Raw genomic sequence first — 15341 nt, 5'->3', positions numbered from 1 at the left:
AGCCTGCATGAGCCTGCCGACCGCCGCGCAACAAAATCCCTTCGCAAGACCTGTGCTGGAAATCGCCAGCCCGCAGGTGATTGCGGTCAAGCCGCAGGACGATTTGATGGTGGCGGCGCGCTTGATGGCCAAGCACCGCATCTCCTTCGTGCCGGTGCTGAACGAGCAGGGCCGGCCGCTGGGCGTGCTGACCGAGGCGCGCCTGCTGAGCGCGCTGCGCGACTATCTTCGCCAGGGCCTGGAACCGCCGCGCCGCGAGGCCCGCAGCCTGCCCGAGCTGCATATGCTGGAGGTGCTGCAGCCGCCCGTCTGCGTGCCCCAGCACCTGAGCTGCGAAGACGCCTACCGGCGCTGCCTGAGCCAGAACGTCAACCATCTGATGGTGGTCGACGAGGGCGGCCTGCTGCTGGCCGTGGTTAGCGAGACCGACTTCCGCCTGCACCTCAATCTGAATGCCCTGGCCGGGCGCCGCCTGGTGCCCTCGGTGATGAGCCATGTGGCCCACACCATGGGGCCGGACGAGAAGGTCAGCGAGGCCCTGGCGGTGATGACGCAGCATGCCGACGGCAGCGTGGTGGTGGCCGTGGATGGCCTGCCGGTCGGCGTGCTGACCTCGCGCGACACCACCCGGCTGTTTGCCGCCCGCATGGACATGAGCCAGCTGTCCCTGGGCGAGGCGATGAGCCAGCCGGTGCAGACCATAGGCCAGCAGGCCAGCATCAACCAGGCGGCCGAGCAGATGCTGGCACACCGGCTGCGCCATCTGGTGGTGGTGGACGAGGACGGCCAGGTGATGGGCATGCTCAGCGAGCACGACCTGACCCGCTCCATGGCCATCGGCGTGCTGGACACCACCATCGAGAAGGACCGCGCCCACCAGCAGGCCGTGCTCAACGCCATCCCGGACCTGGTCTGGATGAAGGACGCGCAAGGCATCTACCTGAGCTGCAACCCCCGTTTCGAGCAGCTGTTTGGCGCGCCGGAGGCGGAGATCCGCGGCCGCAGCGACAGCGACTTCGTCAGCGCCGCCCAGGCCGCAGCCTTTCGCGAGCACGACCGCCTGGCCATGCTCAGCAGCCGCCCGGTCAGCCGCGAGGAGGAGGTGGTGTTCGCCAACGATGGCCACAAGGAGCTGCTGCAAACCATCAAGACCGCGGTGCGCGATGCCGACGGCAGCCTGCTGGGCGTGCTGGGCATAGGGCGCGATATCAGCACGCTGCGCCGGGTCGAAAGCGAGTACCGCTTTCTGTTTGAACACAATCCCGCGCCCATGATGATTTATGAGCGCGGCAGCTTGAGGCTCCAGGCCGTCAACAAGGCCTTTAGCGCCATGTACGGCTATAGCGAGGCCGAGGCCAAGGTGCTGGCGGCGCACGCGCTCTTCCTGCCCGAGGAGCGCGTGGCCATCAGCCAGGCCCTGCAGGCGCTGAGCCCGCCGGAGCCGGCGCTCAATCGGCACCATGGCATTGGCGAGTGGCGCACGCTGCGCAAGGACGGCAGCCTGATGCACATCGTCGGCCACGCGCACGAGGTGGACTACAACGGCCGCCAATGCCAGATGGCGGTCATCACCGATGTCAGCCGCATGCGCCGCGACCAACGCCGCGACCGCAGCCGCCTCAGCCTGATGGAAAGCCTGGCCCATGGCGACAGCCTGCCCTCGCTGCTGGCCCAGCTGGTCCGCCATCACGAGGCCGAGTACCCCGACAGCCTCTGCTCCATCCTGCTGCTGAAGGAGGATGGCCTGACGGTCACGGTGGCCGCCGCGCCCAGCCTGCCGGGCTTTTTCAACGCGGCCATCGAGGGCCTGGCGATAGGCCCCACGGCCGGCTCCTGCGGGGCGGCCATGTCCTTGCGCCAGCGGGTGGTGGTGGAGGACATCAACAGCCATCCCAACTGGCGTCCCTTCCTGCCGCTGGCGCAGCGGGCCGGGCTGGGCGCCTGCTGGTCCGAACCCATCATCGGGCCGCAAGGCCGGGTGCTGGGCTCCTTCGCCGTCTACCGGCGCGAGCCGGCCAAGCTCAGCGACGAAGAAGTGGAGCAGTTCACCTTCTCGGTGCAGCTGGCCGCCACCGCCATCACCCAGGGTGTCACCCACCGCCTGCTGCGCGCCAGCGAGGGCCGGTTGCAGGACATTCTGCGCAATCTGCCCGACATCGTCTGGCTGAAGAATCCGCAGGGCGAGTACCTCAGCGTTAACGCCATGTTCGAGCGCATGGTGAACCGGCCGGCGGCCGAGGTGCTGGGCCGCCGCGATGCCGACTTTGTCGACGCCCAGACCGCCGCCCAGCTGGAGGCCATAGACGCGGGCGTGCTGAGCGCCCGCCAGCCCCATACCAGCGAGCGCTGGCTGACCCTGCTGCGCGACGGCTACCGCGGCCTGTTCGAGGTCATCAAGACCCCGCTGTACGGCGACAGCGGCGAGCCGGTCGGCGTGCTGGCCGTGGCGCGCGACATCACCTTGCTGAAGAACGGTGCCCGAGCCATCGCCGAGCAAGAACGGCTGATCGACACCATGTTCAGCCAGACCACCGATGCCATCCTGCTGCTGGACCCGCGCAGCGGCGCCTTCGTCACCTTCAACAACGCAGCCTGCGAAGGCCTGGGCTATGACCGCGAGGCCTTTGCCAAGCTGCGCCCGCATGATTTGCAGCAGGAATTGAGCGAGGCGCAGATCCAGGCCCTGATCGCCCGCGCCCAGGCGGGCGAGGCCTTGCGCTTCGAAACCCGCCACCGCCGCGCCGACGGCGGCAGCCAGATCGCCGACCTGACCCTGCGCAGCCTGGACTACGCGGGCAAGCCCCTGGTCTCCGCCGTCTGGCGCGATATCAGCGAAGCCAAGGCCAGCGAGATCCGCATCCACCGCCTCAACCAGTCCTACGCCCTGCTCAGCGAGGTCAACGAGGCCATCGTGCGCCGGCGCAAGACGCAGGAGCTGATGAGCGAGGTCTGCCGCATCGCCGTCGATGTGGGCGGCTTCCGCATGGCCTGGGCCGGCCAGGTGAGCGAGGATGGAACGCGCTTGCAAGCCCTGGCACATGCCGGCCATTCAGAAAGTTATGTTGAGCATCTGCAGCAGGCTTTTGCCGGCCGGCACTGCCCCACGCTGCGGGCGCTGGATACCAAGCACCCGGTGCTGATCCACGCGATCGAGCCGCTGGCCAGCCCGGGCAACTGGGCCGCCGATGCCTTGCAGCGCGGCTATGCCTCGCTGGGCGCCTTCCCCATCGCGGTGGCGGACCATATGGCGTTTGCGCTCGTGGTCTACTCCGCCGCCAAAGATCATTTCGATGCGGCCCAGGTGGAGCTGCTGATGCGGCTGACGCGCAATATCGGCTTCGCCCTGGACTTCAATGCCGCCGAGCAGGAGCTGGGGCGCTACCGCCAGCATCTGGAAGAGCTGGTGGACATGCGCACCCTGGAGCTGAACGCGCTCAACACCCGGCTCAGCCGCGAAGACCTGCGCCTGCGCGCCATGCTCTCGCTGAGCCAGCGTGCCGGCTCGCTCAGCGAGCCCGATCTGCTGCAGCTGGGCCTGGACGAAATTGCCCGCCTGTGCGGCTGCCCCATTGCCTGCCTGCACCGGGTCGACGAGGACCAGCAGCTGGTGGAGCCGGCGATCTGGAGCCAGTCCAGCCCGCCGGCCATGCGCCAAGCCCAGCAACTGCTCGAGGCGGTGCTGGCAAGCCGCCAGGTGCTGTGGGCGGGCGATCACGCCGACGAAGCATCCGCTGCCCATCTGGCCCTGTGCCCGCCCGGCATCATGCGCGCCATGGGCCTGCCCTTTATCGAGGACGACAAGGTGCGGCTGCTGCTCTGCGTGGCGAACAAGAACCTGCCCTTCAACGACAGCGATCAGCGAGAGCTGCAGATGCTCAGCGGCGATCTGTGGGACATCGTCCGGCGCCGCCGCACCGAGATCGCGCTGGAACAGGCCAAGCACGAGGCCGACGCGGCCAACCAGGCCAAGAGCGCCTTCCTGGCCAATATGAGCCACGAGATCCGCACGCCCATGAATGCCATCCTGGGCTTTGCCCACCTGCTCAAGCGCGACGGGCTGAGCCCCTCGCAGCTGGACTATCAAAGCAAGATCTCGGACGCCAGCCAACACCTATTGCAGGTGATCAACGACATCCTGGACTTCTCCAAAATCGAGGCCCACGAGATTCAGCTCGACCTGACCGACTTCAGCCTGGCGGAAAGCCTGGAGCGGGTGCGCGCCATGTTGCAGGACCGGGTGGACAACAAAAAGGTGGCGCTGCGCGTGCAGATCGCCCCCCATTGCCCCACCATGCTGCACGCCGACCGCCTGCGCCTGGAGCAGGTGCTGCTGAACCTGCTCAGCAATGCCATCAAGTTCACCGAACGCGGCTCGGTCGATCTGCGCGTGCTGAACACCGCGCCGGGCAAGGACCCCGCCCGGCTGCGTATCGAGGTGCAGGACACCGGCATCGGCATAGCGGCCCAGCAGATGGACCGCTTGTTCGAGGCCTTCCACCAGGCCGACGCCTCCATCACCCGCCGCTTCGGCGGCACCGGCCTGGGCCTGGCCATCAGCAAACGCCTGGTCCAGCTGATGGGCGGCAGCATCGGCGTGCACAGCAGCCCCGGCATGGGCAGCACCTTCTGGGTGGAATTCCCGCTCGACACCGTCTCGGCCGAGGCCCGGACGCCCCGGCCCGGCCCGATGCTGACGCCCAAACCCAGCGGCAACAGCATCTTGCGCGGTGCCCGCATCCTGGTGGCCGAGGACGACTTCATCAACCAGGAGGTGGCCGGCGCCCTGCTGGCAAGCCATGGCGTCGTGGCCGAGATGGCAAACAGCGGGCTGGAGGCCGTGCGCAAGGCGGCCGAGCAGCGCTACGACCTGATCCTGATGGATGTGCACATGCCCGAGATGGACGGCCTGCAGGCCACGGCGCAGATCCGCCAGACCCAGGCCGGCGCCACCATTCCCATCATCGCGATGACGGCCAGCGCCTTTGCCGAGGACCGCATGCACTGCATCGCCGCCGGCATGAACGACTTCCTGGCCAAGCCGGTGGCGCCGGACGAGCTGGAGCAATGCCTGCGCCATTGGCTGCCTGCCACCGCGGACAAGGAAGCGCTGCCCGCCCCCGAACCGCTGCCCTTGAGCAAACCTGCCCATCACTTCATCAGCTGGCCGGCTCTGCAGGCTCAGCTGCTGAGCCTGCAAGCCCTGCTGCAATCGCAGGACACCGCCGCCATCGACGCCCTGGACCGCCTCGTGCCCAGCCTGGTCTACGCCTTTGGCAATGAGGGCCATGTGCTGAACACCCAGGTGCAGAACTTCAGCTTCGACACCGCCCTGAGCACGCTGAAACATATGATCAGCAAGGCCCACAAGCGGTTGCAAGAGGAGGGCCATGGCGAAGCTGGATAATGGCCGCCTGCCCCTGCGGGGCCTGAGACAGGAGCCATGCCCAAGCCTTTGCCATCCCAGCGGACTTCTCGCTTATCCGCCCAGCCCTGGGCGATGCAATTCAATCGCCCAGCCGCCTGGTTGCTGGCGGCCCTGCTGAGTGGCTGTGGCCTGAGCAACCCCATCGTCTCCAGCCACAAAACCCCCGTCTACCAGAACGAGCGCTTCCAGTCGGACGACACCTTCTCCCGCCTCTTCGACGGCCCGGTGGATGAGGTCTGCGAGGCCGCCCGCCGCACCCTGCTGAGCCAGGGCTATGTGATCACCAGCGCGCCGGGCGGCAGCGTCTCGGGGCGCAAGCGCTTCCAGCCCGATGGCGAGGTGCATGTGGAGATCACCTTCAATGTGGTCTGTGTGCCCGATGGCCGCAACGACCAGGTCACCACCGCCTATGTTTCGGCCCAGCAGGACCGCTACGCGCTCAAGAAGAACCCCAACTCGGCCAGCCTGGGGGTCAGCGCCCTGGGCTCGATCTCGGTGCCGCTGTCCTCCACCGAGGACTCGCTGGTCAAGGTCGCCTCCGAGACCATCCCGGCCGGCGCCTTCTACGACCGCTTCTTCAGCCTGATGCAGCGCCTGGCTTACGAGCGCGCGGCGGACAAGTAACCGAGCTCAGCAGGGGCCGTAGTCGATATAGCCCTTGTTGATCTCACCCACCTTGCGCACCAGACGATAGACCCCGCCACCCTCGCGCGTGCGGCTGGCATCGGTATTGCCCTCGATGGTGGTGAGCAGGCCACCGAGCAGGGACTCGATGATGCCGGTATGGCCCAGGCCGCCGCCATGATCCATGATGAACAACATGCCGGGCTGCAACAGGCCTGGATTGGCCCGTGCATCGGCCGCCAGGATGCGCTGCGCCCCCTGGCCCTCGGCCATCTGCCAATGCCGCAGGCAGCCGCCGGTCTGGAACATGGGATTGCTGCGGTGCAATTGCCCTGCCGCCGTCTTGAAGCAGTAGTAGGTGAAGGCGCAGCACCAGGAATAACCCCCGGACAAGCCCACGCTGGCCAGATAGCGCTCCACATCGGGGCCGCGATTGGAGTCCGGCGGGATCTCGCGCACGCGCCTGGCTTCCTCGCCGGCGGCCACCTGGATCAGCTGATTGAGCAAGGGATAGGCCGACAAGCCCTGCTGCGGCACGCTCTGCTCGCCGAACAGCACGGCCCAGGTGATGGCGCCGACCTCGCCATCCTGCTTCAGCGGCCGGCCCTGGCTGTCCACATGGCGAGCCTGGAAGAGCTTGATCACCTGGCGCATCTTGGGGCCGAATTGAGGGTTGCTCTCGTCCAGCCTCAGCTTGGGATCGTTGGCGAAGCTGGGGTCCCGATTGAGCCGGGCCTTCAGCGCTTGCACGATGGCGGCGTCGCTCTCGCCGACCTTGATCAGACGACCGGGGTATTGCATGACGCTTCTCCTGTATTGCCGCAAAGCGGCAAGCAGTGTCGGCAGCAAGCGCCGCGCCGCACATCCTCAAGCCAGTTGAAACTATGCAATATGCGAATGCAAGGCGATGCGATTGCCCTCGCTGTCCAGCAAAACGACGCGGAAGCCATGCGGGCCGATCTGATGCAGCTCATTGAGGACGCGGCCGCCATGGTCCACGGCCGCCTGCACGGCGGCTTTGATACGGCCGCTGGCATTCAGATAGATCAGCGGGCCCTGGGTGGCGGGCGCGTTGTCCGGCATCTGGGCCAGGCAGCCGCCCACCTCCTCGCCCTCGTGGGTGAACAGGCCGAAGCTGAAGCCCGGCCCCCCCTGCTTGCTGACCGGGCGCCCCAGGACGGCGGCGTAGAAGGCGATGGCACGGTCCAGGTCCACGACCGGGATGTCCACCCAAACCAGGTTGTTGTGCATGAAAAAACTCCTTGTGATCTTGAAGCCCGCTCGATTGTGCGCAAGCCGGCGGCTTTGGGCCATCAGGATCTGTGCTCCACTCTCGGGGTGTCTGAAATCAATCCCACTCTCCCTCCCGTCGCTGAAGCCAGGCCCCCAAAGCCGCCAGCCACCTTCAATCTGCCGCAGCCGCGCCATCTCAAGCGCCTGCCGCCCGGGCTCAGCCCCGAGGAGCTGCTGCGCATACGCCAGGCGGCCTACCAGCTGCCCCAGGTACTGACCCCGCTGGACTTTGGCGGTGAATCCACCAAGGAAGAGGCGCTGGATCAGGCCGGCCTGATCCTCTTGCAAAAAGCCGTGGCCGGAGCCCGCCCCAGCCGTTGGATCGCCCCCGGCCTGATGCGCACCGCCTTGCAACACCTGGATGTGGTGGGCACGGCACCCACGGTGCGCGCGCTGATGCTGCAACGTGGCACGGCCCTGGATCAGCTGGGCCTGGCGCGCGTGCCGACACAGGCCCAGGGCAGCGGCTGGAGCCGCCTGTGCTCGCTCACGCTCAAACTCTCGCAGCCGGGCTGGCACATTCCCGTGGCCTATCGCCGACCACTGCCAGAGGCCGCCCCCGTCTGGGACTTCTACCGCGATGGCGATCTGGCCGCGCTGAAAAAAGCCCTGGGGCCGGCGCCCGCCTTCGAGGGCGAGGCCGAGTTGCGCGCCCATCTGGAAAACCTGCTGGCACGCAGCATTGCCGGCCACGAGGAGCATCTGGACTCGCTGCTGCCACGCCTGCAGTCGGAATGCGCCATCCCGCAAGATCTAAGCCTGCTGAAGACCGCCTGCACCCGCGCCCAGGACCGCTGGGAGAACCGCGTTGCCGAACTCAACACCCTGGCCCACCTGAACAGCGAGTTAGCTTTCCAGGGCTATCCCGACACTTTTGATGCCGCGCGCCGCCTGCAGCGCACGGTGACGCTCTTCGTCGGCCCGCCAAACAGCGGCAAGACCCATGCGGCGTTTGAACGCCTGGCGCAAGCGGACGAGGGCGCTTACCTGGCCCCGCTGCGCCTGCTGGCCCTGGAGGGCCGCGACCGCCTGGTGGGCCGGGGCGTGCCCTGCTCCTTGCTGACCGGCGAGGAGAATGTGCCGGCCGAAGGCTCGCGGGTGGTGTCCAGCACCATCGAGATGGTCAATACAGCCAAGGCCATCGATGTGGCGGTGATCGACGAGGCGCAGATGCTGTTCGACACCTACCGCGGCTGGGCCTGGACCCAGGCCATCGTGGCGGTGCCGGCCAATGAGCTCATCATCATCTGCTCGGCCTATGCCGTGCCGGCCATCGAGAGCCTGCTGGGCCTGTGCGGCGAGCGCTGCACCGTGCGCCACTTCGAGCGCAAGCAGGAGGTGCAGCTGCTGCCGGCACCGGTGCCGATTGCCTCGCTGAAAAAAGGCGATGCCGTCGTGGCCTTCAGCCGCCGCGAGGTGCTGATGCTGCGCGACCAGATCGCGGCGGCCGGCCATCCGGTCTCGGTCATTTACGGGGCCCTGCCGCCCGAGGTGAGGCGGCGCGAGGCCGAGCGCTTCGCCCAGGGCGCCAGCCACATCCTGGTCGCTACCGACGCCATCGGCATGGGCCTGAATCTGCCGATACGCCGGGTGCTGTTCAGCACCATGAGCAAGTTCGACGGCCAGGGCGACCGCGCGCTGACCGTCTCCGAGGTGCACCAGATTGCCGGCCGGGCCGGGCGTTACGGCATGCATGACGAGGGCTTTTGCGGCGTCTTGCGCGAGGCCGAGAACAGCGCCGCCCGCACGCTCAAGGACTTGCTGCCCAAGCAGCCGCGGGCACCGCGCGATTTCAAATGCTCGGTGGCGCCCAATTGGTGGCATATCAACACCATCGCCCAGCGCCTGCAGCTGAACAAGCTGCGCGCCGTGCTAGGCGTGTTCATGGACCAGTTGCGCCTGGACGATGCGCACTTCCAGGTGGCCGAGCTGGAGCAGATGCTGGAGCTGGCCGATCAGCTGGACCGCAGTGCCGGCAGCCTGCCGCTCAAGACCCGCTTCATCTACGCCCAGGCGCCGGTGGACAGCCGCACCGACGCGCAGGTGCAGGAATTTCTGGACTGGACGCACCGCCATGCCATCAGCGGCAAAGCGGGCTCGCCCTGGTTCCTGGACGATGTGGACGAGCACAGCCGCCTGGACCGCATGGAGCAGGCCTTGCGCTCCTGCACCCTGTGGCTGTGGCTGGACCTGCGCTTCCCCGGCGTGTTCGGCCAGGTGGAGGCGGTGGTGGATTTGCGCGGCCGCCTCAACGACGGCATCGAACGCCATCTCAAGGGCAAGAAACCCCTCTGGGCCGCCAGGCCGGGCCGCGGCGGCAAACGGGGCTGAACAAGGCGCGCCGACTTGTACACAGCGGCACACAAGAAATCCACAGAAATATCCACAGGCCATGGGCAGGCCGTGGCGTGGATTTCCTGCCACAAAGCGGGGCCGCTGCTTGTGCACAAGCCTGTGCGCTGAAACGGAACAAGTGCCGGCTTGTCCACAGCGAAATGACGATTGCCAAAGTTGTTATCTCTTGGGACAAAAGTTCAAGCCCCATAGCCCACAAACTTTTGAGGGCGCTAAGTCCTTGCCAAGCATAGAAAAAATCCGCTTGTCCACAGAGAATGGCGGGGCTTACTATGACTATGAATTAAATATTTAAAAAGACGATAAAGAAGACAGAGGAGTGCAAAAGCCGGGGCAGGGAAGATGGATGGGCATTCCGTACAAACCCTGGAATAAGCGGCATCCCCATGTCACACTTGCGGCCCCGATGAACACGCACACCCTTTTTTCCGCCTCCTGCGGCTTTGAATCCGCCTGCCAGATCACGGCCCTGCCCATGGGGCATCGCAGCCATGGTCTGCACGGACACAGTTATTTCGCCACCATTCGCGCCGAGCTGCCGGCCGGCTGGGCGCCCTTCCCCGGCGCCGAGGTGGAAGAGCTGCGCCGCCGCCTGGAGGCCTGCCTGGCCCCGCTGGACCACGCCTTGCTGAATCGCTGCATCGAAGAACCGACGGACGAGAACATCGCCCGCTGGATCCGCCAGCGCCTGGAAAGCGAGTTCGAGGTGCCGGGCATTCAGCAAGTCGGCATCCAGAGCACGCCGCATTCGGGGGTGGATCTGGACGCCCAGGGCATGGCCCATGTCTGGCGGCGCTACCGCTTCCAAGCCGCCCACCAGTTGCCGAACGTGCCCATGGGCCATAAATGCGGGCGCATGCATGGCCATGGTTTCGAGGTCATCATCCACGCCAACCAGGATCTGGGCGAGCGCGCCATCAGCATCGACTACGACCATTTGGACGAGGTCTGGGCGCCCTTCCACATGCTCTTGAACTACCACTGTCTCAATGAGATCGAGGGCTTGCACAACCCCACCAGCGAGGTGATCTCGGCCTGGTTGTGGGCGCGCATGAAGAATGAGTTGCCGGAACTGTCCTGGATCACCGTCTATGAGACCGGCTCCTGTGGTGCCAATTTCGACGGCCAGCATTACCGCATCTGGAAAGAGCTGACGCTGGACAGCGCCATTCAACTCAAGCGAGCACCCACTGACAGCCCGCTGCGCGGCATCCACGGCCACACCTACACCTTGCGCCTGCATCTGCATGCCGAGTTGGATCAGCTGATGGGCTGGACGGTGGACTTTGGCGATGTGAAGGCCTTGTTCGACCCCATCTTCAAGGCCATCGATCACCGGCCCTTGTACGAGATCGCCGATCTGCCCGATGGCGATAGCGCCAGCCTGGCGGCCTGGGTGCTGGCCAAGGGCCGGGCGGCCCTGCCGCAGCTGGACCGTATCGATATGTATGAAACCCGTGGCTGCGGGGCCATCGTCAGCGCCTGCAACGATGGCCCGGTGATTCCCGTTTGAGGGCCTGGACGTGACTTACGCCGTCAAAGAAATGTTCTACACCTTGCAAGGCGAGGGCGCGCAGGCCGGCCGGGCTTCGGTGTTCTGCCGCTTTGCCGGTTGCAATCTGTGGAGCGGGCGCGAGCAGGACCGGGCCGAGGCCGTCTGCACGTTTTGCGACACCGATTTCGTCGGCACCGACGGCCAGAACGGCGGTAAATTCACGACGGCCGAGACCTTGGCCGATGCCGTCGCCAGCCATTGGCCGGCCAACACCCTGGGCAAGCCCTATGTGGTGTGCACCGGTGGCGAGCCCTTGCTGCAGCTGGACAAGGCCTTGATAGACGCCTTGCATGCACGCGGCTTCGAGATCGCGGTGGAGACCAATGGCACCCAGCCCGCGCCCGAGGGTCTGGATTGGATCTGCGTCAGCCCCAAGGCCGATGCCGAGATCGTGCTGACCCGCGGCCATGAGCTCAAGCTGGTTTATCCACAGCCCCTGGCCCAGCCGGAACGTTTTGCCGGCCTGGACTTCCAGCACTTTTTTCTGCAGCCCCTGGACTCCGTGCTCAAGACCCAGCACACCCGCGAGGCCGTGGCCTACTGCATGAGCCACCCGCAGTGGCGCTTGTCCGTGCAGATGCACAAGGTGATCGGGATCGAATAGGTTTCGGTGGCTCTATCGGCCTTTGGTGGCCGAGATGTCGAGATGCTGGTCCACCTTGTCCAGCACCTGCTCGGGCGCCTCGGCTTCCAGGCTGCCCTCCTTGTTCAGCTGGCTGTGCAGGCGTGCCATGTCCAGATCGCCGGTCCATTTGGCCACCACCAGGGTGGCCACGCCGTTGCCGATCAGATTGGTCAGGGCACGTGCCTCGCTCATGAAGCGGTCTATGCCCAGGATCAGGGCCAGGCCGGCCACCGGCACACCGCCCACCGCGCTCAGCGTGGCCGCCAGCACGATGAAGCCGCTGCCCGTCACGCCGGCCGCGCCCTTGGATGTCAGCAAGAGCACGGCCAGCAGGGTCAGCTGCTGAGTCAAGGTCATCGGCGTGTTGGTGGCCTGGGCGATGAAGACGGCCGCCATGGTCAGGTAGATGGAGGTGCCGTCCAGATTGAAGGAGTAACCGGTCGGGATCACCAGACCCACGGTGGACTTTTTGGCGCCCAGGTTTTCCATCTTGGCCATCATGCGCGGCAGCACCGACTCGGAGGAGGAGGTGCCCAGCACGATCAGCAGCTCTTCCTTGATGTATTTGATGAACTTCCAGATCGAGAAGCCGTGGAAGCGCGCGATGCTGCCCAGCACGATGAAGATGAAGAGCAGGCAGGTCAGATAGAAGCTGCCCATCAGCTTGCCCAGCTGCACCAGCGAGCCCAGGCCGTATTTGCCGATGGTGAAGGACATGGCGCCAAAAGCACCGATGGGAGCCAGCTTCATGATGTAGCCGACGATGACGAACAAGACATGGGAGGTCTTCTCGATCAGGTCGAACACCAGGGTGCCACGGCCGCCAAAGCGGTGCAGGGCAAAGCCGAACAGCACGGCGATCAAGAGCACCTGCAGCATCTCGCCCTTGGCAAAGGCATCGACCAGGGTGTTGGGGATGATGGCCAGCAGGAAATCGGTGGTGCTGGCCAGCTTGCCGGGGCCGGTGTAGGCGGCAATGCCCTTGGTGTCCAGGGCGGCTGGGTCCACATTCATGCCAGCGCCGGGTTGCAGCATATTGACCACCACCAGGCCTATGACCAGGGCGATGGTGGAAACAATCTCGAAGTAGAGCAAGGCCAGGCCGCCGGTCTTGCCGACCTTCTTCATATCCTCCATGCCCGCGATGCCCACCACCACCGTGCAGAAGATGATGGGCGCGATGATCATCTTGATCAGCTTGATGAAGCCGTCGCCCAGAGGCTTCATCGCCGCCCCGCTCTCGGGATAGAAATGCCCGAGCAAGACCCCCACAACAATGGCCGTGATGACCTGGAAGTAAAGGGATTTGTAGATGGGTTTGGCACTCAAGGCAGTCTCCAGACGAGGTTCTTGCCTGATCTTGCGCCCGCCGGCCAGGGCTCGATATACGGGGAATTGCAGATCACGCCACATGAAAAAAGGAGCCGAGGGCTCCTTTTGATGCAGGCCTGATTTGAATCAACAAGGCATTCAGAAGGTGTAGACCAGGCCTATCGAAAAGGCGAGCGGGTTGAGTTCCACATCGATGTCCTGCCCTGTGGATAAATGCCCCTTGGTCTTGAGCAAGACCTTGGTCGCCGTGGCATCGAGCGACCATTGGCCGGAGAACTTGGCGGTGAAGCCCAGCTGCAGCGTCGGGCCCCAGCGGTTCTCCATGGTCATCAAGGTGGGGTTGCTGGGCGAACCACCGGTCAGGCCGGACAAGGCCGCCGTGCTCTTGGGCTTGATGAAGGCTGCGTAGGTGAAGCCGGCCCCCAGATAGGGCCGCAAGCTGCTGCTGGGCAGGCCGAAACGGTACTGAGCCGTCAGCGTCACCGGCAGGGCCTGCACATCGGCCAGCTTGCCCGTGCCATCGATGGCGCCCGCGCCTCTAACCTCATGCTTGAAGGGAATGGCCAGGGGCAGATCGATGGCGATATTGTCAGTCCACATATAACTCAGGCCGCCCGAGACCTGGGTCGCGTTGCCGATGTCCACCTTGGTTCCGGCCAGGCTGGGGGCGCTGAGATCGCCGCTGGAAACGGCCGGCCGTATGGTGGTGGCGCCAATGCGGGCGCTGAGGGTGCCGGCGGATTGCGCCTGGGCCGAGCCCGCCGTCAGCAAGGCGCTGGCCGCGGCAAGACCGAGAAGAGTTTTTACAGATTTCATGCGATGTCTCCTGATATTTGCCGCGATCACAGCCAGCCCTTGATGGCCAGGGTTTTGGAGATCAGCTGAGCGGTCAGTTGATGTCCGTAAGGCGTGGGGTGGAAGCCGTCGGAGAAGGCATAACTCTTCCACCAATCGGCCCCGGTGACGCCGGCGGGCGGCGCGGCCGACAAGGCGCTGGCGGAGCAGGTGGCAAAGGTATAGGTCGGCAGGCCGTCGGCACCGACGCCGGTGACGGGGCAGGCCGGTGTCTTGACATTCGTCAGCCCGTATTGGCTCGGGCTGGCCACCTGCTCGTTGAAGGCGGTGTAGAAGTCGACGATGGCAACCTTGCTCTCGCCGGCGAACTTGCTGTCCAGCTGCTTGTTGAAAGCCTCGATCCAGCTCTTGAACAAACCCTCGGCCTGGGCTCGCGCCGCCGCACCCGCCGTGCCGCCGCCGCTGGCCGCGGCAATGCTGTCCAGCACCGTCTGGAAGCGCGGGGTGTTGGTGATGCCCGGCATATTGAGGATCAAGACCTGCTGAGCCCCTTTGTCCAGCACATGGGTCTTGATGGAGGCATGGAACTTATCGGCCAGGGCCTGCATATAAGTCACACCTATGCTGGCCGCACCGCTGGCACCGGCGGCCAGGGCTGTACCGACCTGGGTGGGCGTTAGCAGCGTCGTCAGCAGACTGGAATAGGCGGCGGCCTTGTCGGACGGTAGCTTCAGATAGGCACCGACCAGATCGGCGGCATCGTTGCCGCCGCCGTCGATCAGGGCCAGATCACCGGCCGTGTAAGCAGCCAGGGAACCCGCGGTGGCCAGTTGCAGCGGGATGCCGCGCGGATCGGCCGGATTGCTGTGGTTGATCACCCCGCCACCGATGGCGAAGTTGCTGCAGCCGGGCTTGGCATTGGCCGCAAACGTGGTGCCGGTGAAGGTGTAGAAGTTGCACAGGCTCAGACCATAGCTGGCGGCGACACGCTCGGGATAGATCTGGGTGTCTGCACTCTGCACGGTGAACTTGATGCCGAAAGTGCCGGAGTCGGCCAGGCTATCGCCAAAGACCTTGACCGCGGTGATCTTGAGCTGGGGCGTGGTGTCTGAAGAGCCGCCACCACCGCAAGCCGCCAGCGCCAGGCTGGCCGCGACCACTAGAAACTTGCTTTGAAACCGCTTCATCATTTGTCTCCATCAAAAGGCTGACGGCCTCTGAGGAGGCGGGCCGTGAATCACTCTAGGGTGTGTTGACATTCGAGGTAACAATACGACTCCAACCCATTGATCTGGTTGGAGGGACGATGCGTAAACAACTTCGCGATGAGCAATGGA

At 65.3% G+C, this 15341-nt stretch carries 10 protein-coding genes; 5 read left to right on the top strand and 5 right to left on the bottom strand.

Annotated elements, in window-relative coordinates; all coding sequences use genetic code 11:
• The first annotated feature begins 7 nt into the window (after positions 1-7).
• The gene (locus HNP55_RS04760; protein WP_184296763.1) at positions 8-5404 is read left to right on the top strand and encodes a PAS domain S-box protein; all 5397 of its coding nucleotides are present in this window, start codon (positions 8-10) and stop codon (positions 5402-5404) included.
• Between the two features lie 93 nt (positions 5405-5497).
• Complete coding sequence (locus tag HNP55_RS04755) at positions 5498-6049, top strand: DUF2242 domain-containing protein (RefSeq protein ID WP_184296761.1); 552 nt, start codon at positions 5498-5500, stop codon at positions 6047-6049.
• A 6-nt stretch (positions 6050-6055) separates the two neighbouring features.
• Here HNP55_RS04755 and HNP55_RS04750 read toward each other — a convergent pair whose 3' ends face one another.
• Both HNP55_RS04750 and HNP55_RS04745 read right to left on the bottom strand, forming a co-directional pair.
• Positions 6056-6850 (bottom strand): CHAP domain-containing protein, encoded by a 795-nt coding sequence (locus tag HNP55_RS04750; RefSeq protein ID WP_184296759.1) that lies wholly within the window; start codon positions 6848-6850, stop codon positions 6056-6058.
• 81 nt (positions 6851-6931) lie between these two features.
• The gene (locus HNP55_RS04745) at positions 6932-7300 is read right to left on the bottom strand and encodes a VOC family protein (protein ID WP_184296757.1); all 369 of its coding nucleotides are present in this window, start codon (positions 7298-7300) and stop codon (positions 6932-6934) included.
• Between the two features lie 87 nt (positions 7301-7387).
• Here HNP55_RS04745 and HNP55_RS04740 point away from each other — a divergent pair, with 87 nt between their 5' ends.
• The 3 genes from HNP55_RS04740 to queE all read left to right on the top strand — a co-directional run bounded on the left by HNP55_RS04740 (position 7388) and on the right by queE (position 11856).
• Entirely contained in the window at positions 7388-9673 is a 2286-nt protein-coding gene (locus tag HNP55_RS04740) for a helicase-related protein (RefSeq protein WP_348648661.1), read from the top strand.
• A 430-nt stretch (positions 9674-10103) separates the two neighbouring features.
• Positions 10104-11210, top strand: a complete 1107-nt coding sequence (locus tag HNP55_RS04735) for a 6-pyruvoyl trahydropterin synthase family protein (RefSeq protein WP_184296755.1) — start codon at positions 10104-10106, stop codon at positions 11208-11210.
• Between the two features lie 10 nt (positions 11211-11220).
• The gene (queE, locus tag HNP55_RS04730) at positions 11221-11856 is read left to right on the top strand and encodes a 7-carboxy-7-deazaguanine synthase (RefSeq protein WP_184296753.1); all 636 of its coding nucleotides are present in this window, start codon (positions 11221-11223) and stop codon (positions 11854-11856) included.
• A 12-nt stretch (positions 11857-11868) separates the two neighbouring features.
• Here queE and HNP55_RS04725 read toward each other — a convergent pair whose 3' ends face one another.
• From HNP55_RS04725 to HNP55_RS04715, 3 genes are all read right to left on the bottom strand, one after another.
• Positions 11869-13206 carry a dicarboxylate/amino acid:cation symporter gene (locus tag HNP55_RS04725; protein WP_246448196.1) on the bottom strand — a complete coding sequence of 446 codons (1338 nt, stop codon included), beginning with the start codon at positions 13204-13206 and terminating at the stop codon, positions 11869-11871.
• 141 nt (positions 13207-13347) lie between these two features.
• The gene (locus tag HNP55_RS04720) at positions 13348-14025 is read right to left on the bottom strand and encodes an OmpW/AlkL family protein (RefSeq protein ID WP_184296749.1); all 678 of its coding nucleotides are present in this window, start codon (positions 14023-14025) and stop codon (positions 13348-13350) included.
• Between the two features lie 26 nt (positions 14026-14051).
• Positions 14052-15191, bottom strand: coding sequence for an SGNH/GDSL hydrolase family protein (locus HNP55_RS04715; protein ID WP_409993729.1), 1140 nt, complete (start codon positions 15189-15191; stop codon positions 14052-14054).
• Between the last annotated feature and the right edge of the window lie 150 nt (positions 15192-15341).

It is taken from the genome of Roseateles oligotrophus (assembly GCF_014204525.1).
Taxonomy (GTDB): Bacteria; Pseudomonadota; Gammaproteobacteria; order Burkholderiales; family Burkholderiaceae_C; genus Paucibacter_A; species Paucibacter_A oligotrophus_A.
The sequence above is the reverse complement of the archived record's forward strand: the minus strand, read 5'-3'. Positions and strand labels throughout refer to the sequence as shown.